At 39.7% G+C, this 26285-nt stretch carries 26 protein-coding genes and 2 pseudogenes; 23 read left to right on the forward strand and 5 right to left on the reverse strand.

Annotation, left to right across the window (positions count from 1 at the left end):
- The first annotated feature begins 10 nt into the window (after positions 1 to 10).
- The 13 genes from MUB35_RS14835 to MUB35_RS14895 all read left to right on the forward strand — a co-directional run bounded on the left by MUB35_RS14835 (position 11) and on the right by MUB35_RS14895 (position 14905).
- The gene (locus MUB35_RS14835; RefSeq protein WP_117537623.1) at positions 11 to 415 is read left to right on the forward strand and encodes a PrgI family protein; all 405 of its coding nucleotides are present in this window, start codon (positions 11 to 13) and stop codon (positions 413 to 415) included.
- Positions 384 to 2801, forward strand: coding sequence for a VirB4-like conjugal transfer ATPase, CD1110 family (locus MUB35_RS14840; RefSeq protein WP_117537625.1), 2418 nt, complete (start codon positions 384 to 386; stop codon positions 2799 to 2801). The genes MUB35_RS14835 and MUB35_RS14840 overlap by 32 nt, the downstream gene beginning before the upstream one ends.
- 1 nt (position 2802) lies before the next feature.
- Complete coding sequence (locus MUB35_RS14845; protein ID WP_334303731.1) at positions 2803 to 5070, forward strand: C40 family peptidase; 2268 nt, start codon at positions 2803 to 2805, stop codon at positions 5068 to 5070.
- Positions 5071 to 5089: 19 nt separating this feature from the next.
- Positions 5090 to 5398 carry a DUF4315 family protein gene (locus MUB35_RS14850; RefSeq protein ID WP_016439433.1) on the forward strand — a complete coding sequence of 103 codons (309 nt, stop codon included), beginning with the start codon at positions 5090 to 5092 and terminating at the stop codon, positions 5396 to 5398.
- Positions 5373 to 6092, forward strand: coding sequence for a DUF4366 domain-containing protein (locus MUB35_RS14855; RefSeq protein ID WP_244806424.1), 720 nt, complete (start codon positions 5373 to 5375; stop codon positions 6090 to 6092). Before MUB35_RS14850 ends, MUB35_RS14855 begins: the two co-directional genes overlap by 26 nt.
- A gap of 75 nt (positions 6093 to 6167) precedes the next feature.
- Entirely contained in the window at positions 6168 to 8279 is a 2112-nt protein-coding gene (locus tag MUB35_RS14860) for a DNA topoisomerase 3 (RefSeq protein ID WP_244806425.1), read from the forward strand.
- Between the two features lie 12 nt (positions 8280 to 8291).
- Positions 8292 to 9347 (forward strand): DUF5688 family protein, encoded by a 1056-nt coding sequence (locus tag MUB35_RS14865; protein ID WP_244806426.1) that lies wholly within the window; start codon positions 8292 to 8294, stop codon positions 9345 to 9347.
- A gap of 88 nt (positions 9348 to 9435) precedes the next feature.
- On the forward strand, positions 9436 to 11385 hold the full coding sequence (locus MUB35_RS14870; RefSeq protein WP_244806427.1) for a YodL domain-containing protein: 1950 nt from the start codon (positions 9436 to 9438) through the stop codon (positions 11383 to 11385).
- A complete protein-coding gene (locus MUB35_RS14875) occupies positions 11382 to 11642 on the forward strand; it encodes a hypothetical protein (protein WP_244806428.1) in 261 nt (86 codons plus the stop codon). Before MUB35_RS14870 ends, MUB35_RS14875 begins: the two co-directional genes overlap by 4 nt.
- Complete coding sequence (locus MUB35_RS14880; protein WP_244806429.1) at positions 11632 to 12507, forward strand: DUF4316 domain-containing protein; 876 nt, start codon at positions 11632 to 11634, stop codon at positions 12505 to 12507. Before MUB35_RS14875 ends, MUB35_RS14880 begins: the two co-directional genes overlap by 11 nt.
- A gap of 470 nt (positions 12508 to 12977) precedes the next feature.
- Positions 12978 to 13325, forward strand: coding sequence for a helix-turn-helix domain-containing protein (locus MUB35_RS14885; protein WP_244806430.1), 348 nt, complete (start codon positions 12978 to 12980; stop codon positions 13323 to 13325).
- Between the two features lie 2 nt (positions 13326 to 13327).
- On the forward strand, positions 13328 to 14380 hold the full coding sequence (locus MUB35_RS14890) for a DNA cytosine methyltransferase (protein WP_244806431.1): 1053 nt from the start codon (positions 13328 to 13330) through the stop codon (positions 14378 to 14380).
- A 69-nt stretch (positions 14381 to 14449) separates the two neighbouring features.
- On the forward strand, positions 14450 to 14905 hold the full coding sequence (locus tag MUB35_RS14895; RefSeq protein WP_244806432.1) for a very short patch repair endonuclease: 456 nt from the start codon (positions 14450 to 14452) through the stop codon (positions 14903 to 14905).
- Positions 14906 to 14925: 20 nt separating this feature from the next.
- On the opposite strand, the gene MUB35_RS14900 is transcribed toward MUB35_RS14895, so the two are convergent.
- The 4 genes from MUB35_RS14900 to MUB35_RS14915 all read right to left on the reverse strand — a co-directional run bounded on the left by MUB35_RS14900 (position 14926) and on the right by MUB35_RS14915 (position 18432).
- The gene (locus tag MUB35_RS14900) at positions 14926 to 15720 is read right to left on the reverse strand and encodes a restriction endonuclease PLD domain-containing protein (RefSeq protein ID WP_244806433.1); all 795 of its coding nucleotides are present in this window, start codon (positions 15718 to 15720) and stop codon (positions 14926 to 14928) included.
- Positions 15721 to 15895: 175 nt separating this feature from the next.
- Positions 15896 to 17089, reverse strand: coding sequence for a site-specific integrase (locus MUB35_RS14905; protein WP_017143792.1), 1194 nt, complete (start codon positions 17087 to 17089; stop codon positions 15896 to 15898).
- A gap of 78 nt (positions 17090 to 17167) precedes the next feature.
- A complete protein-coding gene (locus MUB35_RS14910; RefSeq protein WP_002610247.1) occupies positions 17168 to 17371 on the reverse strand; it encodes an excisionase in 204 nt (67 codons plus the stop codon).
- The gene (locus tag MUB35_RS14915) at positions 17371 to 18432 is read right to left on the reverse strand and encodes a replication initiation factor domain-containing protein (protein ID WP_181976724.1); all 1062 of its coding nucleotides are present in this window, start codon (positions 18430 to 18432) and stop codon (positions 17371 to 17373) included. Before MUB35_RS14915 ends, MUB35_RS14910 begins: the two co-directional genes overlap by 1 nt.
- Positions 18433 to 18926: 494 nt before the next feature.
- Between MUB35_RS14915 and MUB35_RS14920 the strand changes: the two genes are divergently transcribed.
- The 10 genes and pseudogenes from MUB35_RS14920 to MUB35_RS14960 all read left to right on the forward strand — a co-directional run bounded on the left by MUB35_RS14920 (position 18927) and on the right by MUB35_RS14960 (position 25295).
- On the forward strand, positions 18927 to 19598 hold the full coding sequence (locus MUB35_RS14920) for a helix-turn-helix domain-containing protein (RefSeq protein ID WP_008393244.1): 672 nt from the start codon (positions 18927 to 18929) through the stop codon (positions 19596 to 19598).
- Positions 19599 to 19968: 370 nt separating this feature from the next.
- On the forward strand, positions 19969 to 20583 hold the full coding sequence (locus MUB35_RS14925; RefSeq protein ID WP_008393242.1) for a helix-turn-helix domain-containing protein: 615 nt from the start codon (positions 19969 to 19971) through the stop codon (positions 20581 to 20583).
- A gap of 257 nt (positions 20584 to 20840) precedes the next feature.
- Positions 20841 to 21509, forward strand: coding sequence for a VanZ family protein (locus tag MUB35_RS14930; protein ID WP_033140146.1), 669 nt, complete (start codon positions 20841 to 20843; stop codon positions 21507 to 21509).
- 154 nt (positions 21510 to 21663) lie between these two features.
- Positions 21664 to 22098, forward strand: a pseudogene (locus MUB35_RS31020) (hypothetical protein); the annotation flags it as partial.
- Positions 22099 to 22262: 164 nt separating this feature from the next.
- Positions 22263 to 22595 (forward strand): DUF3795 domain-containing protein, encoded by a 333-nt coding sequence (locus MUB35_RS14935; RefSeq protein ID WP_033140145.1) that lies wholly within the window; start codon positions 22263 to 22265, stop codon positions 22593 to 22595.
- 43 nt (positions 22596 to 22638) lie between these two features.
- Positions 22639 to 23112 (forward strand): GNAT family N-acetyltransferase, encoded by a 474-nt coding sequence (locus MUB35_RS14940; RefSeq protein ID WP_033140144.1) that lies wholly within the window; start codon positions 22639 to 22641, stop codon positions 23110 to 23112.
- Positions 23113 to 23186: 74 nt separating this feature from the next.
- Positions 23187 to 23726, forward strand: coding sequence for a CD3072 family TudS-related putative desulfidase (locus MUB35_RS14945; RefSeq protein ID WP_103731456.1), 540 nt, complete (start codon positions 23187 to 23189; stop codon positions 23724 to 23726).
- Positions 23727 to 23780: 54 nt separating this feature from the next.
- Positions 23781 to 24182 carry a GNAT family N-acetyltransferase gene (locus MUB35_RS14950; RefSeq protein WP_033140142.1) on the forward strand — a complete coding sequence of 134 codons (402 nt, stop codon included), beginning with the start codon at positions 23781 to 23783 and terminating at the stop codon, positions 24180 to 24182.
- A 73-nt stretch (positions 24183 to 24255) separates the two neighbouring features.
- Positions 24256 to 24671, forward strand: a pseudogene (locus MUB35_RS14955) (pyridoxamine 5'-phosphate oxidase family protein).
- Between the two features lie 75 nt (positions 24672 to 24746).
- Positions 24747 to 25295 (forward strand): DUF3795 domain-containing protein, encoded by a 549-nt coding sequence (locus tag MUB35_RS14960; protein ID WP_033140141.1) that lies wholly within the window; start codon positions 24747 to 24749, stop codon positions 25293 to 25295.
- A gap of 317 nt (positions 25296 to 25612) precedes the next feature.
- On the opposite strand, the gene MUB35_RS14965 is transcribed toward MUB35_RS14960, so the two are convergent.
- On the reverse strand, positions 25613 to 26284 hold the full coding sequence (locus MUB35_RS14965) for a GntR family transcriptional regulator (protein ID WP_242980778.1): 672 nt from the start codon (positions 26282 to 26284) through the stop codon (positions 25613 to 25615).
- Position 26285: the final 1 nt, after the last annotated feature.

A 26285-nucleotide genomic window follows, 5' to 3' on the forward strand; every position in this document is an offset into this window, starting at 1 on the left:
AGTGAAACACATGGCGTATGTGAGTGTGCCGAAAGATTTAACGAAAGTAAAGAATAAAGTGGCATTTAATCTTACAAAAAGGCAATTGATCTGTATTGGCATTGGAGCAGCTATGGGAATTCCCTGTTATTTTCTCTTTAGAAATGCTCTTGGAATCAATAATGCTGCAGTCCTTATGGTACTTATGATGCTGCCGGCCTTTTTGTTTGCCATGTATGAGAAAGATGGAATGCATCTGGAAGACGTATTGATGCATGTGATCCGGGTAAAATTTATCCGGCCATCTGTCAGAAAATATGAAACTGAAAACTATTATGAATTGGATCCAGATGGAGAAGATCAGAAAACGATGAGAAAGGAAGAAAGGAAAGGGGGAAAAAGCGGTGGTAAGAAAAAGAAAAAAGACCGCAAATAAAAAGAAGAATGGAAAAAAAGATGTAAAGAAACTTACCGTTCAACAGACCATTGCCTACAAAGAAATGGGAAGGGATGGTATTTGCAGGGTGCAGGGAAATGTCTATTCCAAATGTATCCGGTTTTACGATATCAACTATCAGTTAGCGCAGAATGAAGATAAGAATGCGATCTTTGAAAACTGGTGTGATTTCCTGAATTATTTTGACAGCAGCATCCATTTTCAGCTTAGTTTTATCAATCATAAGAGCAGCATGAAGGAATTTGAGCAGGTGATCAAGATCAGCCCACAGAGAGATGCTTATGATGATATCCGTATGGAATATGCCAACATGCTGAAAAAACAGCTTGCAAGAGGAAACAATGGTTTGGTGAAAACGAAATACATCACCTTTTCCATTGAAGCGGAAAATATCCGGGAAGCAAAACCGAAGCTGGAGCGTATCGAATCCGATATCCTGAATAACTTTAAGATCCTTGGTGTGATGGCGTATCCTCTGAATGGGGAGGAACGATTGCGGCTCCTGTATGAAACCTTTAATCCGGATTCCACAGTAGATTTCCAGTTTGATTATGGCTCTATGATCAAAACTGGTTTAAACACAAAAGATTATGTAGCGCCTACCAGTTTTGTCTTTAAGGATGGGAAGATCTTCCAGATGGGAAATACGATGGGGGCGGTTTCTTATTTACAGATTCTTGCTCCGGAGCTGACAGACAAGATGCTGGCAGAGTTTTTGGATATTGATAAGGACTTGATCGTAAATCTGCATATTCAGTCTGTGGATCAGATAAAAGCGATCAAGCTGGTAAAAAGCAAAGTAACGGATATCAACAGAATGAAAATTGAAGAGCAGAAAAAAGCAGTAAGAGCAGGGTACGATATGGATATCATTCCGTCGGATCTGAATACCTATGGAGGGGAAGCAAAACGGCTTTTGGAAGATCTGCAGTCACGAAATGAGCGTATGTTCCTTGTAACAGCGCTCTTTTTAAATACCGCAAAAAGCAAGCAGGAATTGGATAATGCAATCTTTCAGACAGCCGGTATCGCACAGAAATATAATTGTATGTTAAAGCGTCTGGACTATCAGCAGGAAGAAGGCTTGATGAGCAGCCTTCCCCTTGGAGTCAGCCATATTCCGATAAAAAGAGCGCTGACAACGACCAGCACAGCGATTTTTGTACCATTTACCACACAGGAATTATTTATGGGTGGCGATTCTTTGTATTATGGACTGAACGCTACCAGCAATAACCTGATCATGGTAGATAGAAAGAAGTCGAAAAACCCTAATGGCCTGATCCTCGGTACGCCCGGATCAGGAAAATCCTTTGCAGCAAAAAGGGAAATGACAAATGTATTTTTTACGACCAATGATGACATTATCATTGGAGATCCGGAAGGTGAGTATTATCCATTGGTTCATGCTTTGGGAGGACAGGTCATCCATATTTCTCCAAACAGTAAGGATTACATCAATCCGATGGATATCAACATGAATTATTCTGAGGATGATAATCCGCTGGGAGTAAAATCTGACTTTATTTTATCCCTTTGTGAATTGATCATGGGAAGCCGGGATGGAATTGAAGCGGAAGAAAAGTCTGTCATTGACCGATGCCTTCCGCTTGTATATCAGAACTATTTTTCTGATCCGAAACCGGAAAATATGCCAATCCTTGGAGATCTGTATGATTGTCTCCGCAAACAGAAAGAACCTCAGGCACAGAGGATTGCCACAGCTTTGGAAATCTACGTCAACGGATCTTTGAAAGTGTTTAATCACCAGACCAACGTAGAACTGAATAACAGGATTGTCTGTTTTGATATCAAGGAGCTCGGCAAGCAGTTGAAAAAGCTTGGAATGCTCATCATACAGGATCAGGTGTGGAACCGGGTGACTGTCAACCGTGGCGTAAAATCTACCTGGTACTATATCGATGAATTCCATCTCCTTCTGAAAGAAGAGCAGACGGCATCTTATTCGGTAGAGATCTTCAAGAGGTTTAGGAAGTGGGGCGGAATCCCGACTGGAATCACGCAGAATATAAAGGATCTCCTATCCAGCCGGGAGATTGAAAATATTTTTGAAAACAGTGACTTTATTTTGATGTTAAATCAGGCTGCAGGTGACCGGCAGATTCTGGCAAAACAATTAAATATCTCACCGTATCAGTTGTCTTATGTTACGAATTCCGGGGAAGGAGAAGGACTTCTCTTTTATGGGACAACGATCATTCCGTTTAAGGATAAGTTTGATAAGTCCCTGAAGTTATATTCTCTGATGACAACAAAGCCGGAAGAAGTGGAACAAAGAGAAAAGGAAGGAGGCGGAAGTCTTGGCAGGGAAAGAACTGAAAGGAAGAGAGAAAGTTGTAAGTAAAATGACAAGAGACGGTCTAACGGAAGAAAATCTGGCAGATGGTTCCGTAAAAGATATCAGCCATAAAAGCCGGGGCAGACCGCCGGAAATGAAACAGGACCTTGTTTTTGACCGGGAAAAGAAGAAAGTCAAGCTGCCGGATGGACAAGGTGGGGAACGGAATCTGCAAAAAAAGCAGATCCGAAAATCCTCTTTGCGAAAAGAAGCAGTAGCCGAGGAGCCTATTTTAGAAGAATCTGTGTTAGATGGAGAAGGAACTGGAGAGAAAAACGTTTCTGGAGAATCCCTCAAATACAAGAAAAAGTTTCGGGAACATGCGCAGATACCGGAAGATGACTCCTTGACCGGACAGAAGAAAAAGATCCGGAAAAAGCAGATCCAGAAACAGATGAGAAAAGAGCAGACAAAATCCGGAAGGTTATCCTTTGATGACGAGGAAAGTCAGATGGTAAAAGGCCCGGGGATGAAACTGGGCAGAACCATTGGAAGGTATGCGGTAAGAGATGCAATTTCAAAAGGGGGATCGGATCCAGAAGAAGAGGAACAGGATGTTGCAACGGAAACGGTTCAGTTTGCAGAAAGAGGGACCGAAACAGCGGTAAGAGGTCTGCGCTATGCACAGCTTCGAAACCAGCGTGCAGATGTAAAGGCAAACCGGAGAGGATATCATCTGGATGAAACCGGAGAAAAGTTAAAATTTGGTATGAGTGACAGTATGGGGAAAGCAGGGGCGGAGGAAACGGCCAAAAAGTCGGAAGAGAAGAAAAGGGTTCTGAACCGCCTTTTCCAGAGAAAACGATATAAGGATGCCTATCGGGCTGCCAGAACAGGAAAATCTGCAGGCAGTGCAGGTGGGACGGCAACTGTTGCCGGCGTTGAGAATATAACCGTGAAAGCGAAGATCGCATTAAAAGAGATTGTGAAGCGGAATCGGGCTGTATTTTTCGGCGCCGGTATTTTTGTGCTCTTATTTCTAATTGTAGCAGTATCTTTGGGAAGCTGCAGCGCTTCCATACAAGGGGGCGGCTCTGTGATCGAGATCACCACATATCCGGGAACGGATGAAGATATCTATGCGGCTGAGAACTACTATGTTTCTTTGGAAACGGCTTTGAACCAGCAGATCAATGAGATGGAAACTACTCATCCGGACTATGATGAATACCAGTACAACGTAGGCGAGATCGCTCATAATCCGTATCATCTGATCTCCTATCTGACAGCAAAATATGGGGATTGGAAATTTGAAGACATCAAGGATGAATTACAGGCTTTATTTGAAGCACAGTACAGCTTGGATACGGAAAGCAAAACAGAAACCGTGACAGAAACGAAGACGGTACGGGTAGGGGAATCCTTAGGGAACGTAGTTACCAGCGGTTACTGTAATTGTTCGATCTGTTGCGGACAATGGTCAGGTGGTCCTACAGCGAGTGGCGTTTATCCAACCGCAAACCATACGATCGCGGTAGATGCTTCTGATCCATTTGTTCCGATGGGAACAAAGATTGTAATGAATGGCGTGGAATATACCGTAGAGGATACGGGAGCCTTTGCAAGATATGGAGTGCAGTTCGATGTTTACTATGATAATCATAGCGCAGCATCCGCACATGGTCATAAGACCTGGGAAGCGTTTATTGCGGATAGTAACGGAACCAATGAAGTGACGGTAACGAATACAACAACGAAAAAGATCTTGTATGTAACCTTAGGGAATACAGGATTTGATGCAGTCGCAAGAGCCAATCTGAATGAGGAACAGATGATCCTATACAATGCTTTAAATACCACCTATGGAAACAGAAATTACTTGTGGGATATTGGAAATATCTCCACAGGCGCCGGTTCAGACGGAATGAGTTATGAGATACCGCCGGAAGCATTACAGGATGAAGAATTTGCCCGGATGATCCGGGAAGCTGAGAAATATCTGGGAGTCCCGTATGTATGGGGAGGATATTCCCCTTCTGGATTTGACTGTTCCGGATTTGTATCCTATGTGATCAATCATTGTGGAAACGGATGGAATCTGGGAAGACAGACTGCAGAGGGATTGCGAAACAGTTGTACGTTTGTTTCTCCGGGCGATGCAAAGCCGGGAGATCTGATCTTTTTCCAGGGAACGTACAGTACGCCAGGAGCAAGCCACGTGGGTATCTATGTGGGAAATAACATGATGATCCATTGTGGAGATCCGATCCATTATTCCAATATCGGTACAACATACTGGCAGCAACATTTTATGTGTTTTGGCAGATTGCCATAAGAAAAGGAGAGTGAAAGATTTGAATAAAAAAATCAAGAAATATATGGAGGAGATCCATAAGACAGAACAGAAGATCGCTGATCTTCAACAGTATCTCAAAGGACTTCATGCTGCTTTAAAACAGGAAGAAGATAATGAGATGATCAAAAGCATCCGTGGAATGAAATTAGACAGTCATGCCCTGCATGATCTTTTGAATGGAATCCAGGAAGGAACCGTAAAATTTCAGGTCAGCCAGGAGTCTGAGGAAGAAGGAACAGGCTCCTTTGTATTTACAGAAAAAAAAGAGGAGGGACATCCATATGGTGAAATGGAAAAAACTGAATAAGAAAGTGGCAGGAGTATTGTTAGGCGTTATGGTGCTTTTTTCTGCATCCACAACAGCCTTTGCATATGTGGATCCGTCTGCAGAGACGGCAAATACAGAAGCAGCACAGACGGAAACGGTACAGAATGAAGAAACAGAAAAACCGGCAGATAAGGGGGGTCTGCCGGAAAATAATAAAACAGAGAAGAAAGAAGATGCTTTTACAGAACCGGGAAATGGGGAAGTCCAGGATGATATCCAAAATGGATCCAGTAAAGAATTCCTTACAATCACAACAAAGAATAACAATACCTTTTATCTTGTGATTGACCGTAGTTCTACCTCCCAGAATGTATATCTGTTATCTCAGGTAGATGAAAATGATCTGAAGGAATTTGTGGATGAGGAAAAAGGATCGGCAACTGTCACACCCACTCCACAGGTAGTCATTGATGAAAATAAAATCGAAGAAACCGGTAAAAAAGAAGAGGCAGCAAAGCCGGAAAAAGAGAAGATGCCACAAGCGAATATGGGAGCAATGTCAGCGATCCTTATGCTTGCGTTAGGTGGAGTTGCAGCTTATTACTACTTCAAGATCTATAAGCCAAAGAAAGAGGAAGAAGAGGATTTTGAAGAGGAAGGACTGGAAACAAGTGACGGATTGGAGATCATCAATGAGGATGAATTTGAAGACCGGGAAGAAGAAAATGAATAAAAAATAAAAAAGATGAGTGGAACGCCCTGTATTTTTGGGGCGTTTCCTTTCGTTATATGAAGGAGGTAATAAGTTATGTATTTAGTAATTGCAGAAAAACCAAGCGTGTCCAAAGCGATTGCGGAAGTGATCGGAGCAACAAAAAAAGAAGAAGGGTATCTGGAAGGAAAGGACTGCATTGTCGGTTGGTGTTTTGGCCATCTTGCAGAATATGTTCCGCCGGATTCTTATGATGAAAGGTTCACCAGATGGATGTATGAGGATCTTCCGATCATTCCAGAAGAATGGAAACTGGCAGTATCCAAAGATAAGAAAGAACAGTTCTATATTTTGAAAAGGCTGCTGAATCGCCCGGATATCGAGTTTGTAGTAAATGCCTGTGATGCCGGACGGGAAGGAGAGCTGATCTTTAAGCATGTATATGACCTGTCCGGAAGTAAAAAGCCGGTCAAGAGATTATGGATCAGTTCGCTGGAAAGTTCTTCGATCTTAGAAGGGATGGGACATCTGAAAGCCGGAGAATCCTATCATAATCTGGCAGAAGCGGCGGTTTGCCGGGCACAGGCAGACTGGCTTGTCGGTATGAATGCGACAAGAGCTTACACAACAAAATATTTTAAAAAGCTGGCAGTTGGACGCGTGCAGACGCCGACACTTTCCATGCTTGTCGAAAGACAGAAGCAGATCTCAGATTTCAAAAAAGAAAAATATTTTAATGTGGTTTTGGATTGTGATGGATTGATCGCAGAGAAGAAGAAAATCTTCGATGTGGAAGAAGCAGAAAGAGTGTGGAAAACCTGTCAGGGCAGTGATGCGATTGTGGAAAAGGTGGAGTCAAAGGAAAAGACGGTAAAACCGCCGAAACTGTATGACCTGACAACCCTACAAAGAGAGGCAAACCGTATTTATGGAATGACTGCTCAGCAGACATTAAATGCGGCACAGAGCCTATATGAACAGAAGCTGATCACTTATCCGCGAACAGACAGCCAGTATTTGACAAGTGATATGGAAGAAACAGCGAAACAAGTGATCCATAAGATCCATGAGAAATATCAATTGCTGGGACCGTTTGACCAGCCCAAAACACCGGAGGTAAAGAAGGTGCTGAATGACAAGAAAGTATCGGATCATCATGCAATCATTCCTACGGTAGAACTTGCAGAATTTGACTTCTCTAAGCTAAGAGAATGGGAACAAAAGATTTTATTCCTGATCGCAGTACATACCGTAGAGGCAATGGAAGAAGATCATGTATTCATGGAGACAGAGGTGGAAGTACGATGTCAGGATGAAATATTTAAAGCAAAAGGAAAAGTGATCAAACAGATCGGTTGGAAACTGTATGAGGAATGCTTTAAGAATGAGGATGGACTTGCCATAGAAAATCCGGCGGATGCAGGAAAGGATCGCATTCCCAAAGTAGAAGCAGATCATAAGTTTTACAACGTATCCGCAACGAAGACGGAACATTTTACAGCACCACCGAAACCGTATAGTGAGGATACCCTGCTTGCAGCTATGGAGACCGCAGGAAATAAAGAATTTGAGGAAGATACAGAGAAGAAAGGACTGGGCACTCCTGCAACAAGAGCAGGGATCATTGAAAAACTGATCGCTTCCCAGTATGCAGTACGAAAAGGTAAGCAGATCCTTCCAACAGAGGACGGAAAAGTATTGATCGATATCTTACCGGATTTCTTGAAGTCTGCCAGCATGACTGCAGAATGGGAAAATCAACTGTTAGAGATGGAACGAGGAAAGATGGCTCCGGATCAGTTTATGACAGGGATCGTAAAACTGCTTTACATGATGCTGAATCATTGTGATTCCATTCCGGAAGAAGAGACACGAAGATTCCAGACAAAGGAAAGTATAGGAACTTGTCCGGTCTGTGGCGGTCTGGTCTATGAAGGAAAGAAAAATTTCTATTGCGGTAACCGTGAGTGTAATTTCTGCCTCTGGAAAGAAAACAAGTATTTACAAAGTATGGAAAAAGATCTGGATGCCAGGATGGCCGCTGAGCTTCTGAAGAATGGAAGTGTTCATGTGAAGGATCTGTATTCCAGAAAGAAAGATCTGTATTTTGAAGCAGATCTGCATATGGAAGCCGATGAAAACGGGAGAGTGACATTTTCATTATCTTTCCCGGAAAGAAAAACAATGAAGAAAAATAAGAGAAAATAGGAGGAATAGAATATGGAATTTAATCAATTTGTTGACGAAGTAAAAGGAGGAATCAAGCTGTTTCTTCCGAGGGAGTATGAAGAAGCACAGGTAAGAATCGAAGAGATGAGGAAATTAAATGAGAATTATCTCGGAATCTCGATCTTAAAAGAAGATCAGGTGCTTGCGCCGACCTTCAACCTGAATCAGATGTATGAAATGTATCAGTCAGATCCGCAGATTACAATGGAAAGCATTCTGAGAAATATTACGGACATGGTACTTGATGCACCGGAACAGTTTGATCTGAAGAGTATCACAGAATATGAAAATGCAAAGGATAAGCTGTTCATCCGTGTATCCTCAGCAGAAAAAAATGCAGAAATGCTGCAGAACGTACCTCATCAGATAACAGAAGATTTGGCAATTACCTATCATCTTGCCATAAGTATTGATGATGTGGGGATGAGTTCTACGACGATCACGAATGATATATTAAAACGTTATGGAATCAGTGAGGAACAACTTCATGCTGATGCTATGGAAAACAGTCCTCATATCAGACCGATCCATGTGATGATTATGGGAAATATAATCGAGCAGCTTATGGGAATGGATCCTGAAACAATCATGAGGGATGAACCCGCTCAGAACATTGCAGAAATTATTTCAAAGGGAATGGAAAATGAGGCTCCGATGTTCATTATCACGAATTCTCAGACAGTGGGGGGAGCAGGAGTGATTTTTTATCCGGAAGTAATGGATCAGATTGGGGAAGGCTTTCAGGGAGACTTCTTTATTCTGCCCTCTTCCACCCATGAAACATTAGTCATTCCGGATAATGGAGTATTTGATTACCGGGTTTTGGAGGATATGGTCCAGACGATCAATGAAAATGAAGTCGCTCCGGAAGAACAGCTTTCCGATCATGTCTATCATTATGATGTGAAAGACCGGGTATTTGAAAGGGCAGATAAATTTGTAGAACGTCAGAAAGAAAAGGCAGCCCAGATCGGTAAAACTGAGCATACGGGAAAAGAACAGAACATAGAGCATCCGAAGCCAAAGAAACATGCTATGGAATTATAGAAGTGTAGAGACCGTATAACAAGAAGAAGGGAATCCCTCATACACACAGGCTGTATGGGGGATTTTTTAAAAGAAAGAGAGGAAATGAATGAGCGAAGAATTGACGAAAACGAAATTACTTCCCGTACAGGGAAAGGATATGGACAGTATCATGCAAAATCTGGAAACAGGGGTTGCAGAATTATTTACCAGTGAACGTTATCAGGAATATTTGAAAACAATGTCAAAATTCCATAATTATTCTTTTAATAATACGCTGCTGATCGCCATGCAAAGACCGGATGCCACATTAGTAACGGGATACCGGAACTGGCAGTCTATGGGCAGACAGGTAAAGAAAGGGGAGAAGGGGATCACCATTATCGCACCGGCTCCAATCAAAAGGAAAAAGGAGCAGGCAGTATTGGATCAGGATCAGAAACCGGTCATCGGTCCGGATGGAAAACCAAAGACGGAAGAGGTGGAGGTCACACTTCCATATTTCAAGGCGATCACAGTATTTGATATTGAACAGACCACAGGAGAACCGATCCAGACACTTGCCCCTGAAATCCTGACAGCGGCAGTAGAGGATTTTGATTTATTCCTGGAAGCAATCCGGGAAATATCACCAGTACCGATACGATTCGATGCGATAGAAGGATCTGCAAACGGTTATTATCACAACCTGGATAAAGAGATCGTGATCAAAAAAGACATGAGCCAGAGTCAGACATTAAAAACAGCAATCCATGAAACCGCACATGCAAGGCTGCATGACAGAGAGATCATGGAAAGCCAGGGCATTGAAAAGGACCGGCTGACAAAAGAAGTGGAAGCAGAGTCGGTAGCGTATTGTGTGTGCTCTGCCTTTGAACTGGATACGTCAGAATACAGTTTTCCGTATATTGCGGGCTGGAGCAGCGGAAAAGAAATGAGAGAACTGAAAGCCTCTATGGATGTGATCCGTAAAGCTGCAGGTGATATGATCGATGAACTGACAGAAAAAATAGAAATGATGCTGGAACAGAAACAAGAGAAATTACTTGCTGCCGTAGAAGCTGCCGGATACCGCTTTGTAAAAGAAGAAGGTAATTCCCAACATCTGCAGTTTATTCCGGACGGCATTCATAGGGTGCAGGGAGATTTATTTGCAAAATCCTGGAATGAAGTGGAACGATGGGTAGAAGCAGTCATAGAAAAAGGAGATCCGATCCAGAAAGAACGTGTAGAGCGAGTAATATATCCGGAACGGTTTGAACAGAGTTTTGAAGAAATGATGTTTATAAGAAAAGAATGCAGGCTTTCGATCTATCATTTAGATGAAAATGGACCAGGAAGAGAACAGTTATTTGTGGGAATGGAAGACCTGCAGGAAAAAGGGATCGCGGTAACTGCTGATCCGTACCGATGTGTTTATTCCAGCTTGTATCTGCCAAATGAGGATATGAATGCGGTTTACAGTATTTTTAATGATGATCCACCGGCAGATTATAAGTCACACTCCCTGTCTGTCAGTGATGTTGTGATCATGAATCAGAATGGGGAGATGAGGGCATATTTTGTAGACCGCTTTGGATTCCAGGAACTTCCGGATTTTGTGGGAGAGAGAAAAAAGATACTTGGAATGGAAAGTGATATTCAGAAGAAGGATATTTTAGAACAAACGAGCTGTATCAGCTTTTATGCGGCAGAATGTTCAGAGTTTCCGGTATTAGGAGAAGTTCATCATGATCTTAGTCTGCCGGAAGCCTTAGAAGCGTATGAGAAGATACCTGCAGAACGAATGAATGGAATAAAATCTGTTGGATTTAACTTGCAGGAAGGCAGTGATTATGACGGAATGATGAATCTGATGGTTGCCGGAAGATCACAAAGAGTGATTTTAGATTCCATACCATTTTACAGGGAAAACAAATTGGTACAGACTGCTTTGAAACGTGTAGAACAATATATCGAAGAGAAGTCCCGGAATGAAGAGAAAACCAGACCAAAAGAAGAAAAAGGAGAAATGCAGAAAACTAAATCTCAAAAAAGAAGGGAGGATATGAGCTTATGAGTAAAGTGAAATTTGAAGAAGATGAATTAGCGATTGTGGCTCTTTTTCAGGCAAATACAAGAAAAGATACGATAGATATTTTGAAAGATACCTTAGAAGCGCTGGAAGAAACGAAAGAAGATCCATTGGGAGACGATCTACTGGAAACTATTGTATCTGCAATCAGTAAGTTACAGATGATCGAAGATAAATACTATTATTCTCTGGATCTGAGTACCTATCTGAATAATCTGGAGGATGATGTGTATGAAGAATAATCAATTTGCAGTTTACCGTGTAGATCGTCATTCAGAAGGAAGAGAACTCTGGCATCTTTCCTATCAGGAAGCGGTGAGCAGGAAACTACCAATACGGATGGAACATTACCGGCAGATGGATATCAGACCATTATTGCCGGGAGAGACCGCGATTGCTTTGTGGAAACGCATGAAAGGGTCCTGTGAAGTCAGTGATGTGCTTGTACTGAACCAGAATGGGGAAATCCAGTGTTATTATGTCAATGAAGATTATCCGCAGCTTTTATCAGGTTTCATCCGATTAAACCCGTCAGGTACATTGGTTACACTGGATACGGAAAATTACCGCATTAGTGGAAAGCCGGGAAACTGGATGGCTACGGATGATATCATTATCGATGGAAAACAGTTTTATCTCATGGAGCATCAGGAATATCACAGGCAGGTTGCTTATATCATCTTAGACAGTTATGGGAAGATGATCATGGAGGAATGTCAGAATGGATTTGATGAAAAAACCAAACAGAAACTCCATGAATTTGTAAAGGAACCGGAACAGAAAAAGGAAGAAACGAAAAATCGCAGTGTTCGGTTGGAGCATTATCAGAAGTTTTATGAGAATGGGACTTATGAGAGAAGCTGGGAATCCGGAACAGAAGGAAATTATAATATGGTAGATGGTCAGGTAAATAATCTGAAAAATGCAGAAGAGAAAAGGATAGAAAGAAAGTCAGCACAGAGGCCAAAACAATTAACAAAGAAGAAACCAAAGAAAAAAGAGTCGGTAATCAAGAGATTGCGAGAAAAACAGATCGCAATCGCTGTGAGATCAGGGAAGCCGGTACCGAGATATTTAGAGCAGGATATGGAAAGGAGGAGAGGATAAATGCTATGAAACTGTCAAAGTATGAAAAAGAAACGATTATCCTCACAAATGAAGAAGATCAATATTATAGTGTCTATACATTTAATCAGGGATTACAGAAACGACTAAAAAATTTCGCAGAGAGATATCCGGAATGCTGCTATCTATGCAATACAACAAAAGAAGGAAGTGAAACATATATGATCCGGAGAGGACGGTTGCCTTTGAATTAAGAAATGGAATCCTAATACCAGAAAGTTATGGTAAGGTTTATTATTCATTAAAAATTTGAAATTTTAAGATGAAAATGCCTTGTGATCATGCAGAAAAATGAATGTGAAAAGAGCTAGGTGATAAAGGATATAGGCTCAGATGGAAAATATTCCTTCTGAGCTATATCTACCTCTGTTTTGCAGCATTTATGCAGCAAATATATTGAAAAATATTGACAAAATGCAGCGAATGATGTATTCTTATTAAGAGGTGAAAGTATGTTCAATTACGGAGATTATATTAAAGAAAAGCGAACAAAAGCAGGGCTTTCTTATGATGAGTTAAGTGCACTTACTAAAATCAGTGATACTTCTCTGCAAAGAATGGAAACTGGGCAGACGAAAGCTCCGAAGTGGGAAAATCTTTGTGTAATTGCTAAAGCTCTAGATTTTCACCCTTTTGAAATACTGAAAGCAGCTGGATATATTACAGAAGAAGATATCAATCCAATTCATCGATTGAAAAAATTGGATAAGCTCAATGATGATGATATAAATCAGCTCCAGTCGTACATAGATTTTTTATTGTTTCAAAAAACGTATGACCAGCAGAAAGGAACGATCTAATTATGATTTTTAGATTAGGAGAATTATTTTGTGGACCGGGTGGAATTGCCTGGGGAGCAACACATGCTGATATAGGTAATGCAGATTATAAAATTGTACATCAGTGGGCAAATGATTATGATGCAAGTACATGTGAAACTTATCGACACAATATTTGCAGAAATGAACCGCAAACAGTTTATCATGAAGATATTCGTAAATTTGATATGAATAAGTTGGATCCCATAGATGCCCTTGCATTCGGTTTCCCCTGCAATGACTACAGTGTAGTCGGAGAACAAAAAGGAATGGATGGCGTATATGGCCCATTGTATTCATATGGAGTAAAGGCTCTCAAAAAGTTTAAGCCAAAATGGTTCCTTGCTGAGAATGTCGGTGGATTAAGAAATGCAAACGAAGGAAAAGCCTTCACGAAGATATTAAAAGAGTTAAGAGATGCAGGATATACAATTACTCCGCATTTGTATAAATTTGAAGAATATGGAATACCGCAGGCTCGTCATAGAATTATTATAGTTGGAATACGGAATGATATTGATGTAACATTTCATGTTCCTTCAACAGATCCATATAAAGATATTGATAATTCTTGTCGAAAAGCAATAGAAGAACCGCCAATCCCAGACGACGCTTTCAATAATGAAAGAACAAGGCAGTCCGATATTGTTGTGCGTAGGCTGCAGCATATTTTACCTGGCCAGAATGCGTTTACTGCAGATTTGCCTGAAGATTTGCAATTAAATATTAAAGGTGCAAAGATTAGCCAGATATATAAACGATTAGATCCCACAAAACCATCGTACACTGTTACAGGTAGTGGTGGTGGCGGAACTCATATCTATCATTGGGAAGAACCTAGAGCATTAACTAATCGTGAACGCGCCAGATTACAGACTTTTCCGGATACTTATGAATTTAAAGGAAATAAGGAAGCTGTTCGCAAACAGATTGGAATGGCCGTACCTTGCAAAGGAGCACAGATTATTTTTGAGGCAATATTAAAATCTTTTGCAGGCATAGACTATCCGTGTACAGAACCAAACATAAACGAATAGAAAAGAAGGTGGGTCTTCATAAGGATTCACCTTTTTTGCAATTCTAAGAAGATTAGAGGTGTATATGTAATGGATAACTTGACACAGGAACAACGTCAAAAAAATATGAAAAGTATAAAAAGCAAGGATACAAAGATTGAGATTCTTTTAAGAAAGGCGTTATGGAGTAAAGGTTATCATTATAGAAAAAACTATCCACAATTACCCGGAAAGCCAGATATTGTATTTACGAAATATAAAATTGCTATATTTTGCGATGGAGAATTTTTTCATGGAAAAGATTGGGAAATATTAAAGCCTCGATTGGAACGGAGTAATAACAGTGATTATTGGATAAAAAAGATAGATAATAATAGAAAGCGTGATCATGAGATTGATCAAAAATTACTTTATCTCGGATGGACAGTTATTCGGTTTTGGGGAAAAGATATAAAGAAGAATGTAGATGATTGTGTTAAGGTTATAGAAGAAACAATATTTGAACAAAAAGTTCAAATAAATGAAGATTATGATGATGAAAAATAGAGCAGGTGATTTCGCCTGCTCTATTTCGCTTTGAATGATGAGAAATCCATGTAGTAATGTTCGTCATCAATTTTGATAAAAGTTACATCTGATCGGCCATAATTATTCAGATCACCAGCGTGGATATATGCACCATTTGCAAGTCCTAAACGATTACGGAAATATTCCCCTAATAATGCGTTGCTGGCGGGTGTTGTAATAGCCTTATCATTTTGTTGCTCTACACGCAACTGAAGTGTATGGTGATCATCAGTGACAACCAAAAAATGCTGTTTATTCAATGGGAAAAAACCACTTTTGGCAATTTTACTTGGGAGAGGAATATATGCCTCGTTTTTGTTGCGATTTTTTCTTTGCCCCCAGTTAAGACCAGATTTTTCACCAGTTTCCCCAGTTCGTGTAATAAAAGATAATGTTACAGATTGTTCTATTGGAATTGATGCTTGGTTATTTAAAGAACTATTAGGTGAATGAATTATGATATAATCTTCAACTTCTGCATGATTACAGAAAATAGTTCTGTTAATGATGGATACATAATCATTGTATAGAGAATTCTCTGATTGCTCTATGAGTTTATTTTGCCCCTTGCGTAATAAAGATTGCTGGGTAAAAGCAAAATTGGAACTAAACGCTTTTACCGGATATTCGTCTTTGAGCCATATAAAACATGCCCCTGAAAATTCAGGGGGCATATATAAATAACTGCAGGAAAAATAGCCCCATTTCTTAGAGTAACGGTTGCCATGCAATTCTTTAAAGGCTTCATGGCTATTGACATCAATGCCGAGATTTAAGGTATCACCAATAATCAATTCTTTTAAATCATATATGTCTTTTTGACTATCTTTTTATATCTTCTTAAATGTCCGCAAATCCTTATTTTATAGGCTCTACGGGCATTTTGCTTTTGTGGTAAACCTCACATATCTAGGTCTATCTTCTTATATTTTCGCTATCAAGCGTGGTTAAAATCGTGGTAAATACTTCTTATGCGATTAGACGCTGAACCTCTGATTTTGCGGTATCTATGGACGCATGAGCATACCAGTTCATTGTGATACTGATGTTTGAATGTCCCATGATATACTGTAAATCTTTCGGGTTCATGTTCTTGCTTGCCAGTCTTGTGCAGAACGTATGGCGTAGCGTATGTGGTGTGATATGTGGCAAGGGGTTATCCTTGTGGTGTTTGTTATATTTCTTTACCATACGGACAAATAAGGCGTTGTAATCAATCGCAACTTTAGGATTGCCTTTCGGATTGACGAACAGAAAATCTTTGTATCCGTCTATCTCTATCAGTTTCCCTTTTGTGCGTTTCCTTATGACCCGTTGAAATGCCTGTATCGTTTCTCTGCTTAATGGCACTTGCCTTGTTCCACTCTTTGTCTTAGGCGTTTCAATATAATAGCCCTGTTCCTTGCTCTTTAATAACTGGTGGTCGATAACCACAACCTCATTCTTGAAATCAATATCGGCTACTGTCAGTCCGCACAGTTCCGAGATACGAAGTCCTGTCTTTAACAGTATCAGCACATCATCATAATACTTGTGATACACGTTATCCGTCTTGATGAATGACAGTAAGGCTTGTTCCTGTTCCTCTGTCAATACTACTTTCTCTTTGGTATCATTTTCTATGATTTCACTTAACTTGAAATTAAAAGGGTTTTTCCTTACACAATCGTCTTGTATGGCGATATAGAATGACGCTTTTAACGAGCGTTTATGGTTGTTAATAGTGTTATAGGAAAAGCCTTTGTCTTTCATGCGTAACGCCCATTCTTTAGCGTCAGAGGGTTTTATCGTATCAATGCTCCTAGCACCTAACTTGTCCTCTTTCAATAACCGCATGAGTTGTTTCCGTTGTTTCTGTGTGCTTTTCTTCACATTTGCCCTCTGTGCGTTCTGTTTGGCGTAGAGTTGGCAAAGCGTCATTTTCTTGCCTGTGCTGTCGATACCGTCCTCAATATCCCGTCTTATCTGCTGTTCCAGTTCACGAAGTGAGGGTTTTTCCCGTTTTCCCTTTGGTGTCGGGTCTGTGGGTGTCAATCTCCAAGCATACACATATTTTGTGTTTCCAAATGCGTCTACATATTTATATAAGTATTTTCCGTCTGTTCGTTGGCTCTCTCCAGTATGCAGGATACGTTCTTTACTATCACGTCTTTTTTCTTTCATGGTGTCTGCTCCTTTCCTTGTTGGAAAGAGCCTTGATATGACTTGTATTCATCATAACACATACAAGGCTCATTTGCATTAGATTGCGTCCAATTTATCAATGACCTTTTCAAACTGTCGGCGTTTAATCTGTATGCGGTTGCCATTCATAATGAGCCAGCCAGCGTCCTTGTTTTCCTCTGCCAAGCGTCTTAACTTGTTTTCTCCGATACGGAAATACTTTGACGCTTCTTCAATGGTAAGGGTGTATTTTTCCCATACGGGAATATCGTTGTTATTCATCAGATACCCCCTTTCCCATGTTTCGTGTCATACTGGATATAGGGGATAAGGTCGGTGCGGTCTATCCTCTGTAAGTGGGCGGTTAATTTACTGGAAAGGGAACTGCTGTATCTTGCCCTGTCAAGCATAGTTCCCACTTTTTCCAGTCCACCTAATGCATCATGTTCTTCTAAGAAATAAAAACTTTTGACAGCAGAAATCACGCCACCCTCTGTGAGCCATTGCTGTGTTTCCTCAAGGGAATTATGTAGTTTCGGTACTTGCAGTTTCAAGACTTCCACAGCCCCTAAAAATCGTTCCCAAAACCGACACGTTTTCCATCTGCTCTTATTACTTTCATTTCTGTTTTGCACGACAAAGCGTAGGTTGTTTGCTAATAGCCCGAAAGCCAGTTCCCCAAGTTCCAGCGGTCTGTCTTTGAATGTCATGGCAAAAACATGAGCCTTATCATCACGCAGTTGCATTTCTGTCCGTTTCCAACTGCCGACTTCATCAAGTGTCTTATTATGTTTTGAACAGACTTCCTTATCCTTATCATAAAAGCGGTAGGATAATCCCGATTTACCAGCACCGATATAAACAGTCTTTGCGGTGTCGAAATCATCAAACTTGCTTTCGTCAAAGTGGTAGCCCTCACTATTAGAAATAAATTCCTCTTTTTCGCATTTCTTCTTTATCTGCTCTATGGTAAAGAATGGCTTTTCGTTCTTATCATCAATGGCAATATCAAGTCTTGTGAAATGAAAGTTATCCAGTCCGTATCTTCGCTCACAGCGTCGAAACATATCCCCAAAGGTATAATTCCTACTGTCGAGAATACGGAAAATATCATCACAACCTCTGCCAGTCATAACAAGATAACAGCCTAGCCCCTGTGGGTTATCCTCTGTCTTTCTTGCGTCCCCCGATACATAAATATCTCCAATCTGCCAGCGTGCTTGATAAGTCTTGAATTTTATCATTGCTGGATAAACATTGAAAATGTCAGTCGGTAAATCTAAAATGTGCATGATTATATCTTCAGCGGTTGCCGTTTCAAATACAATGCTGATGTAATCAATCTTAACGGATAAATTTTTGTGTGTAGTTATAGTGCATTGCTCCTTTCGTATGCCCCGTTTTTTGCGGGTAAAAATCGTGTTTTTTCCTTTATTTATCACAGTTTCTAGGTACTATGACATGTATACGCAGGGCGGTGTTACATATACGCCCTTTATGAACGCCTAAAGGCGTTCCCTTTCTTCCTGTGTCTGATCCGTTCTTAACGCTCACGAGCCTTGTAAGACTCGTGGCTAAACGGAACAGCCCCAGTCAGAAACCTTATTTTCGGTCTGATAGTCCATGCTTATTCATGCTATCAAAATGAAAATACATCTTTTCTATGCTTACTCAAGCGTGTGATTGACCCTAGCGTGCTTAATCACCCTATCTAATACGATAATAACGCCATTAGAATTACTTGTCAAGAAGTTTTGATTGACTTTTTAATAAATATTAAGTATGATATGCTTATAAACACCGAGAAAAGCAACGAAAGGAGCGGTTATACTAAGTTATGGAACATTACGAAAAGAAAATCAGTTTCTTAGGAGAGAATATACAGACCATAAGAAAACACAGAGGAATGAAACAACAGGAACTTGCGGATAAAATCGGTATCAATATGCAGAGCCTTTCCAAGATTGAACGGGGTGTGAATTATCCTACCTTTGACACATTAGAAAAGATAATGGACGTGCTGGGAGTAACGCCCAATGAATTATTATCAGGAGAATGGAAGTATATTGACCACACCGAACCATATATCATGGATATTATCAAACGGGAACAGGACTTCAATGTTTCCTTAGATTATCTGTCTGAAAATGAATTTTTCAATGATGAAAAAGAATGCAGATTTTACATGGAAACCAAACTCATACAGTATATCCATAACTACATTACCAATGAGGTTACGGAGTTAGAAGAACTTATGGAAATCAAGCAGTTGATACAACGTCAAAAAATAGAACGCATGATGAAAGTACATAAGGAAATGCGAGGGTTAGACCGATACAGAGAACAGCCCAAAGAGTATAAATACCATGACCCTTATGATGACTGGATATTCCGTCAACTTGCGGACATAGACAGCAGAAATAACATTCCCGACACTTCGCCACAGTTAGATTTTGATGAAACGGACTATGAAGATTATCTGAAAGAGAAATGGAACAGAGGTCTTTAATTTTCCTCTTGAATGAAAGATACAGCAAACAAAAAGCCCAGTAAAGAGTGCAAAGCACCACCAATGGTGGCAAGGCTCTTGACAGGGCTTTTTCTTTTCTGTGGTTGGTAATCAAGAGGAAGAAAGAAAAAGTGTGTATTTTTCAAGACAGAAAAATGTCAAGGGGGGGTGTGCTGATTTTTGTTGTGGCGGATATATGGAACTGTTATAATATGGATATGTTTAAATTACGTTATAAGCAAGAATATTCTGCTGATTTGTCAAAAAACATCATTGCAACTGCCAGTTGACATATTTCCATATCTAAATGGTGGCTATGCAACTGATAATATTGCTAAAATTACACCATGAAAGAAAGGAGTGTTAGCTAATGAATATGGCAGACAGAATACAATATTTAAGGAAATCAAAAGGAATATCACAAGAGGAACTTGCGGATAAAGTTGGAGTTTCAAGGCAGGCTGTTTCCAAATGGGAAAGTGAACAAAGTACGCCTGACTTAGAAAAAATAATTATAATGAGTGATTTTTTTGGAGTAACAACTGACTATATCCTAAAGGGAATTGAACCAGTAGCAGACAAAGAACAAAAAAATAAAGAGCTTACGAGTAAGGTACTTTATATATCATCAACAGCTTTTGTTGCTATTGGGCTGTTTTGTGCATTTGGTAATTGGTATGCAGAACAAACAATGGAAGCAGTTTGGGGTTCAATGATTATTCAAGCTATAGGGATTGTTGGATATTTTATAGCGAGAATACTATCGGAAGAAAAATCCCCCTTTTATGTAAATTGGCTTAATATAATCGGAGTTGCTTTTATGCCTATTTCTATGATTACAGGATATATTTCAGGATTGGTTTTCAAACTAGAAGGGTGGATTGCACCTTATCCGATAGGAATATTTCATACTTTAGTTTTCGTGTTAGTATTCTTTGTAGTTGTGATTGCAAGCTATATTATTCTAAAGAAACAAACAAAATAGTGATTACCTTTATTTTGCAAAAGCAGTTAGTCTTAGGATTGACTGCTTATTAATAAAAGACACCACTTCAATGTGTCAATGGTGTCTTTTTAGTGCTATTTTATCGTCATATCAAGGCTCGTTTAATCGTGGTATATTCGTGGTAAAATGAGTGTTTTTCTATACTTCGAAAAGCTTGAAAGTGTAATATTTATAGGGATAATCAAAAATCAGATATAAAGTTATAATAATTAAAACGTCAGAAGAGGTATACACAAATGGAGACTGTAGCAAATAATCAATCAAGTGTAGAAATCCAAACCGGCTTGTTTGAGGCAATAAAAGACTTATTATTGATTGAGCCTATTTTCTTGTTGGGAATCGTCTTGATTGGCATTTTCCTAGTTATGATATTCAAGAAAAATGGAGATATTCCTAAGGTCAAAACAGCTATTTTATCACTGGCAATGTATTATTACTTATGTGTAATGCTATCGCATATTGTTGGCATTCCTACATTTAGTGAATATAGAAGAATTTCACAGTTAGGAGAAACATTTTTTAATCCAAATATAAATCTTATCCCTTTTAGCGATGGGTTTAGTTTGAGTTTTATTTTGAATATTTTTCTTTTTGTCCCATTGGGTTTTGTATGTCCACTTATTAGTAAAAATTTTAAACGTTTGAGAAATACAGTATTGATTGGATTTGGGCTATCCCTCACTATTGAAATTGTTCAGCTCTTTACGTTACTGAGAGCAACCGATATAGACGACCTACTTACGAATGTAATGGGAACAATAATAGGGTATTTTTGCTATAAACTAATTGCAGTATTGCGGATTGCAAAACCACATTTAAGTGATGACTCTATGAAACGGGATTTCACAGTATATATTCCGATTGTTATTATAATAGTTACCTTTGTATTAGGATTTTTTAGCTAAGTTCCAAATAACAGACTCAGAAATCATGGATGATAGAATTTATATAGAAGTATAACTGCGTCCGTCTATGAGCAGCAAAAGAATGACGGAACGACTGTTTATAGCATAGATGGTGGTAGCACTTGGATAATCAAGAAGATTTTGAAATAGATATTTTATTGTTTCTAACGAGAAAATATGGCTGATTGGTCAGGAAAGACAACGAGAGAAATTAATAAAGGATTTCAGCGCTGTATCCTTATTTCGTTTTGAATTGGCGAAGTGAAAAAGCAAGAACGCAATCACCGGTTGCTTTCGTTTTGTTTCTGCTTCAGGAAATAATTTGGCAGAAGAGGCTATTATATGTGGGATTTATGATGTGCGTCTTGAAAACGGTGTGCTAAATTATCGGAAGACCAGGATTTATATCGAGATCAGCCGATATTCAATCGGAACATCGTTTTTATTGCATGGACGGAATACTGCGCTATGAATACGATGGTCGGTGTTTTAAGTGGACGCCCGAACTATGAAGCGTAGCGATAGTTTCGATACGTTTCACCGTTTATTATCGAGAAGTAGGCCAACAAATATGGGGAAAGCCGATTGATTACAGGGAAGGCAGCAGCGTAGCAGGAACAAACGGAATATCCATACAGAACTGCTAAACCTGCTATGATCCATATGTTACCTTTTCAGAAATTAGTGAGAATATCGCAATACTTCTGAACAGCTAAGTTACAAATAAAAGGGAATTTAAGGAGGTACATAACCATGAGAAATATGATTGCATACTGTGGGCTGGATTGTGAAAAATGCGACGCATATCTTGCAACAATCAATGACGATCAGGCGTTGCGTGAGAAAACTGCAAAACGGTGGGCCGAGTTGAATAATGCGCCCATTCTGCCTGAGCACATCAACTGTCAAGGCTGTCGTGTTGAAGGGATTAAAACTGTATTTTGCGATAGTCTTTGCGAAATTCGTCGGTGTGCAATGAAAAAAGATGTGACGACATGCGGTGACTGTCCAGACATGGAAAGCTGTCAGATAGTTAGAGAGATTATCTCAAATTGTCCCGAAGCTTTGGATAACCTGAAAGGGTAAACAAGATACTCTGACAACTTTCATTTTATTGAGGATAACACAAATGAATTTAACTTTTAGAAATGCAGAACGGAAAGATACTTTGTTGATCCTGCAATTTATCAAAGAACTTGCAGATTACGAAAAAATGCTGAACGAAGTAGTGGCTGACGAGGCCACGCTTGAAACATGGATTTTCGATAAACAAAAAGCAGAAGTCATTTTTGCTCTTCATGACGGAAAAGAGGTTGGATTTGCGCTGTTTTTCCACAACTTTTCTACGTTCTTAGGACGAGCCGGTATTTATCTGGAGGATCTGTATGTCAAACCGGAATGCCGCGGTAAAGGTTACGGAAAAGCTCTTTTAAAAAAATTAGCATCCATCGCTATGGAACGTGGCTGCGGACGGCTTGAATGGTGGTGCCTTGACTGGAACAAACCCAGCATTGACTTTTATCTGTCGCTTGGAGCAGAGGTCATGTCTGATTGGACAGTCTATCGCATTGCAGGTGATACATTAACACAGCTTGCTGAGTAACGGAAATAACAATTCCGGTTTGTCAGAGAGTAACACAACAAAAAACAAATTTGGGCTTAATAAGAGGAAAATTTATGTTTGAGGACGGTCGAAGCAAAAAAGTTATTTTTATAGCGCATTGTATATTAAATCAAAATTCAATATCTGATGGAACAGCCGTTTTTCCAGCAGCTTTTAAGGATGTAATAAAAATTCTTCTTGATGCTGATATTGGTATTGTCCAAATGCCATGTCCTGAACTTTGCTGTTTAGGGCTTAATAGAGGAAACGACGATGGGGCAGATGTTCCTGTCGTTATTGAAAATACCCGTATTCGTAAAGAAATGCAAAAAGCGGAATCTTACAAAATGCTAATGGTTCAAGTTGATTATGTGATGAAACAAATAACAGAATACAATGCCTACGGTTTCGAGATAATCGGGATTATTGGTGCAAATCGTTCGCCAAACTGCGGTGTGGAAACCACATCAGATTTTAACAAAGAGATAAGCGGTAAAGGTATTTTTATGAGCGAACTTAGCAATCGAATAAATGCGGAAAACTTGAATATTCCTATGTTAGGCATCAAAGGTACTGATAATATATTGGATCAAGTAAAGTCTTTCATTAAGTGAAACTTGGTCAAGGAGTAGCAGAAAAATAAATAGGAAATTTTGAGAGATTATGGTATGAAAATTGAGTATAAAGACACCTATATTTTTACAGAGAAAGAACTGCAAAGACTGTTTTTGTCCGTGGGATGGGAGTCCGGGAATTACCCGGATAAACTTGTTCGGGCGATGCGAAATTCTTCACATGTAATTTCAGCATGGGATGATAACAAACTGATTGGACTGGTACGGGCACTTGATGACCGCGAAACAGTTGCATTTCTACATTATCTTCTGGTAGACCCTGCATATCAGGGGCATCATATTGGCGATGAATTGATGAAAAGGATTATGAGTTGCTTTGAAAACTTCCTTTATGTCAAAATTATGCCGTCTGATCCTAAGATGATTGCGTTTTATGAACGATATGGGTTTCAGCAATATGATAATTACTCAGCAATGGTACTGAAACATTTTTGATAACAAAATAGCTTCCAGTTTATCTGGAATTTGATCAGAGTTGAAAAGTGTATTTTAAAAGGAGAATAATTTAATGAAAGAATTTAGTCAAGAAGCAGAAAAGTTCATGATTGAGCGTTTCGGAAAAGACAAGATTATATCATTAGCAACAACAGAAATGCGGCGCCTTATGTGCGATATGTAAATGCTTATTACGAAAATGGGGCATTTTATGTCATTACCCATGCACTCTCAAATATAATGAAACATATAAAAGAAAACCCTGTTGTTGCAATCGCCGGCGAGTGGTTTACAGCGCACGGGAACAGCATCAGTCTGGGTTATTTCGGGAAAAAAGAGAATTGTGTGATTGCTGAAAAGCTGAAAAAGGTCTTTGCTGAATGGATTGATAACGGCCATACTGATTTTGACGATGAGAACACTATCATTCTGCGTGTGGAATTAACAGATGGCTTGTTGCTCTCGCATGGGACGAGATATGAGTTTTAAGTTTTATAATTGTTGGATCGAGTATTATCAGAACCTATCTTGATCGTTTACAGGTAGGTTGATTAAGTAGGTTCCATGAAAGGATTTAACCGGCAAAATCAATTATTTTCCCTCTGCGGTTTGAATTGTGGGCTTTGTCCCATGTTTTTGAATAAAAACTGCCCTGGCTGCGGTGGCGGTGAGGGAAATCAATCGTGCAAAATCGCAAGATGCAGCATGGAGCACGGCAGTGTTCAATACTGTTTCCAATGCAGTGAACACCCTTGCGAAAAATACGATCATATTGACGATTTTGATTCCTTTATAACACACCGCCGACGAAAGGCTGATTTGGAGAAGGCCCGGCATTCTGGGGTGGAAGCCTATAATGCGGAGCAGATAGAAAAGGTGAAAATACTGGATATTTTTCTGTCCAACTATAATGATGGACGTAAAAAGACACTTTTTTGTATTGCGGTAAATCTTTTGGAATTGCAAGAGCTTCAAGCGGTGCTCTGGGAAATCGAGCATAATTCTGATATAGAAATGCTGACGCTCAAAGAAAAGAGTGCTTATATAGCCAGATTGCTTAAGGATGTAGCGGCAACGAAAAATATCGATTTAAAACTCCGAAAGAAAAAATGATAATTTGGATATGCCATAACTTTGACATATGAATCAATGTTGTAGGTAATCGGGATTCTCTCCTAATAGTTAAATATTTTAGAAACTACGCCACGGATTTTCGGTGGCGTAGTAACGATGGTGATTTTTATCTGGAACCGTATAACACAATTTCTGACCTCTACTGGTGGTATGTCTGCCAGTGCTGTACGGATGTGCATCATATCAGGTTGAAGAGGAATTCATGCTGGAGCGTTATATAGACACTTAAGGGCTGCGCTTTTGTTTTTTATATTGACAGTTAAATCATTGTCTGTATTATGGCAGTTGATGAATGGTTAAAAACTAATTGGAACCTGAACAGATAAGGCCTCGATAAAATTGTATTTCTCTACCATATACGTTTGAACTGAAGTTAAAATCAGACGGTAAGAGTCGGCTAAGCTTTCGGCAAATTCTGTGTTATCACCAGTGCGCAGACTGCGATATGCTCTCCGGGTGATATCATTGAGCTGCTCAATCACTCCGACTCCTTGGGAGTAAAATGCAAAATAAAATCCCCATTCTGTAATACGGCTGGTTTCAGTCCATATTACTTGTAATGGTTTTAATGACAGCCGCTCTAAAATCATTTGAAATAAATTAGTGAGGGCAATCCCGGGTTTATTTAGATGCGCAGCCAATTGTTCTAAATCATCCTCACTAAATTGCGGTGCAGTACAGGCGGCCACCGGGTGTGCTAACAGTACCATGAGCTGCAGTGCATGAAGATATACAAGGGCATCCTGTTTCGTAGTTAAATCTTGTAGGGCTTGTTCTGTGTTAAGTTGATCGGGAGTCAGAACTATAGTACCCTTGCCGTTTTGTGTCTTTGTGTAACCTCTGCGTTCCATCAAGTCTAATGCCTTTCTAATCGTATAGGCAGATACACCATACTGCTTCGCCAGTTGGGCTTCATAGGGTAAATAAGATCCCGCAGCATAGATGCCTGTTCCTATTTTTTTGGTCAAG

Source organism: Blautia sp. NSJ-175, from assembly GCF_022867815.1.
GTDB classification, from domain to species: Bacteria; Bacillota; Clostridia; order Lachnospirales; family Lachnospiraceae; genus Blautia; species Blautia celeris.

Coding starts and splice junctions, on each gene's coding strand:
- MUB35_RS14835 (WP_117537623.1), top strand. CDS start 11: ATGGCGTATGTGAGTGTGCCGAAAGATTTAACGAAAGTAAAGAATAAA.
- MUB35_RS14845 (WP_334303731.1), top strand. CDS start 2,803: ATGACAAGAGACGGTCTAACGGAAGAAAATCTGGCAGATGGTTCCGTA.
- MUB35_RS14855 (WP_244806424.1), top strand. CDS start 5,373: ATGGTGAAATGGAAAAAACTGAATAAGAAAGTGGCAGGAGTATTGTTA.
- MUB35_RS14860 (WP_244806425.1), top strand. CDS start 6,168: ATGTATTTAGTAATTGCAGAAAAACCAAGCGTGTCCAAAGCGATTGCG.
- MUB35_RS14865 (WP_244806426.1), top strand. CDS start 8,292: ATGGAATTTAATCAATTTGTTGACGAAGTAAAAGGAGGAATCAAGCTG.
- MUB35_RS14870 (WP_244806427.1), top strand. CDS start 9,436: ATGAGCGAAGAATTGACGAAAACGAAATTACTTCCCGTACAGGGAAAG.
- MUB35_RS14875 (WP_244806428.1), top strand. CDS start 11,382: ATGAGTAAAGTGAAATTTGAAGAAGATGAATTAGCGATTGTGGCTCTT.
- MUB35_RS14880 (WP_244806429.1), top strand. CDS start 11,632: ATGAAGAATAATCAATTTGCAGTTTACCGTGTAGATCGTCATTCAGAA.
- MUB35_RS14885 (WP_244806430.1), top strand. CDS start 12,978: ATGTTCAATTACGGAGATTATATTAAAGAAAAGCGAACAAAAGCAGGG.
- MUB35_RS14890 (WP_244806431.1), top strand. CDS start 13,328: ATGATTTTTAGATTAGGAGAATTATTTTGTGGACCGGGTGGAATTGCC.
- MUB35_RS14895 (WP_244806432.1), top strand. CDS start 14,450: ATGGATAACTTGACACAGGAACAACGTCAAAAAAATATGAAAAGTATA.
- MUB35_RS14905 (WP_017143792.1), bottom strand. CDS start 17,089: ATGAAAGAAAAAAGACGTGATAGTAAAGAACGTATCCTGCATACTGGA.
- MUB35_RS14910 (WP_002610247.1), bottom strand. CDS start 17,371: ATGAATAACAACGATATTCCCGTATGGGAAAAATACACCCTTACCATT.
- MUB35_RS14920 (WP_008393244.1), top strand. CDS start 18,927: ATGGAACATTACGAAAAGAAAATCAGTTTCTTAGGAGAGAATATACAG.
- MUB35_RS14925 (WP_008393242.1), top strand. CDS start 19,969: ATGAATATGGCAGACAGAATACAATATTTAAGGAAATCAAAAGGAATA.
- MUB35_RS14930 (WP_033140146.1), top strand. CDS start 20,841: ATGGAGACTGTAGCAAATAATCAATCAAGTGTAGAAATCCAAACCGGC.
- MUB35_RS14935 (WP_033140145.1), top strand. CDS start 22,263: ATGAGAAATATGATTGCATACTGTGGGCTGGATTGTGAAAAATGCGAC.
- MUB35_RS14940 (WP_033140144.1), top strand. CDS start 22,639: ATGAATTTAACTTTTAGAAATGCAGAACGGAAAGATACTTTGTTGATC.
- MUB35_RS14945 (WP_103731456.1), top strand. CDS start 23,187: ATGTTTGAGGACGGTCGAAGCAAAAAAGTTATTTTTATAGCGCATTGT.
- MUB35_RS14950 (WP_033140142.1), top strand. CDS start 23,781: ATGAAAATTGAGTATAAAGACACCTATATTTTTACAGAGAAAGAACTG.
- MUB35_RS14960 (WP_033140141.1), top strand. CDS start 24,747: ATGAAAGGATTTAACCGGCAAAATCAATTATTTTCCCTCTGCGGTTTG.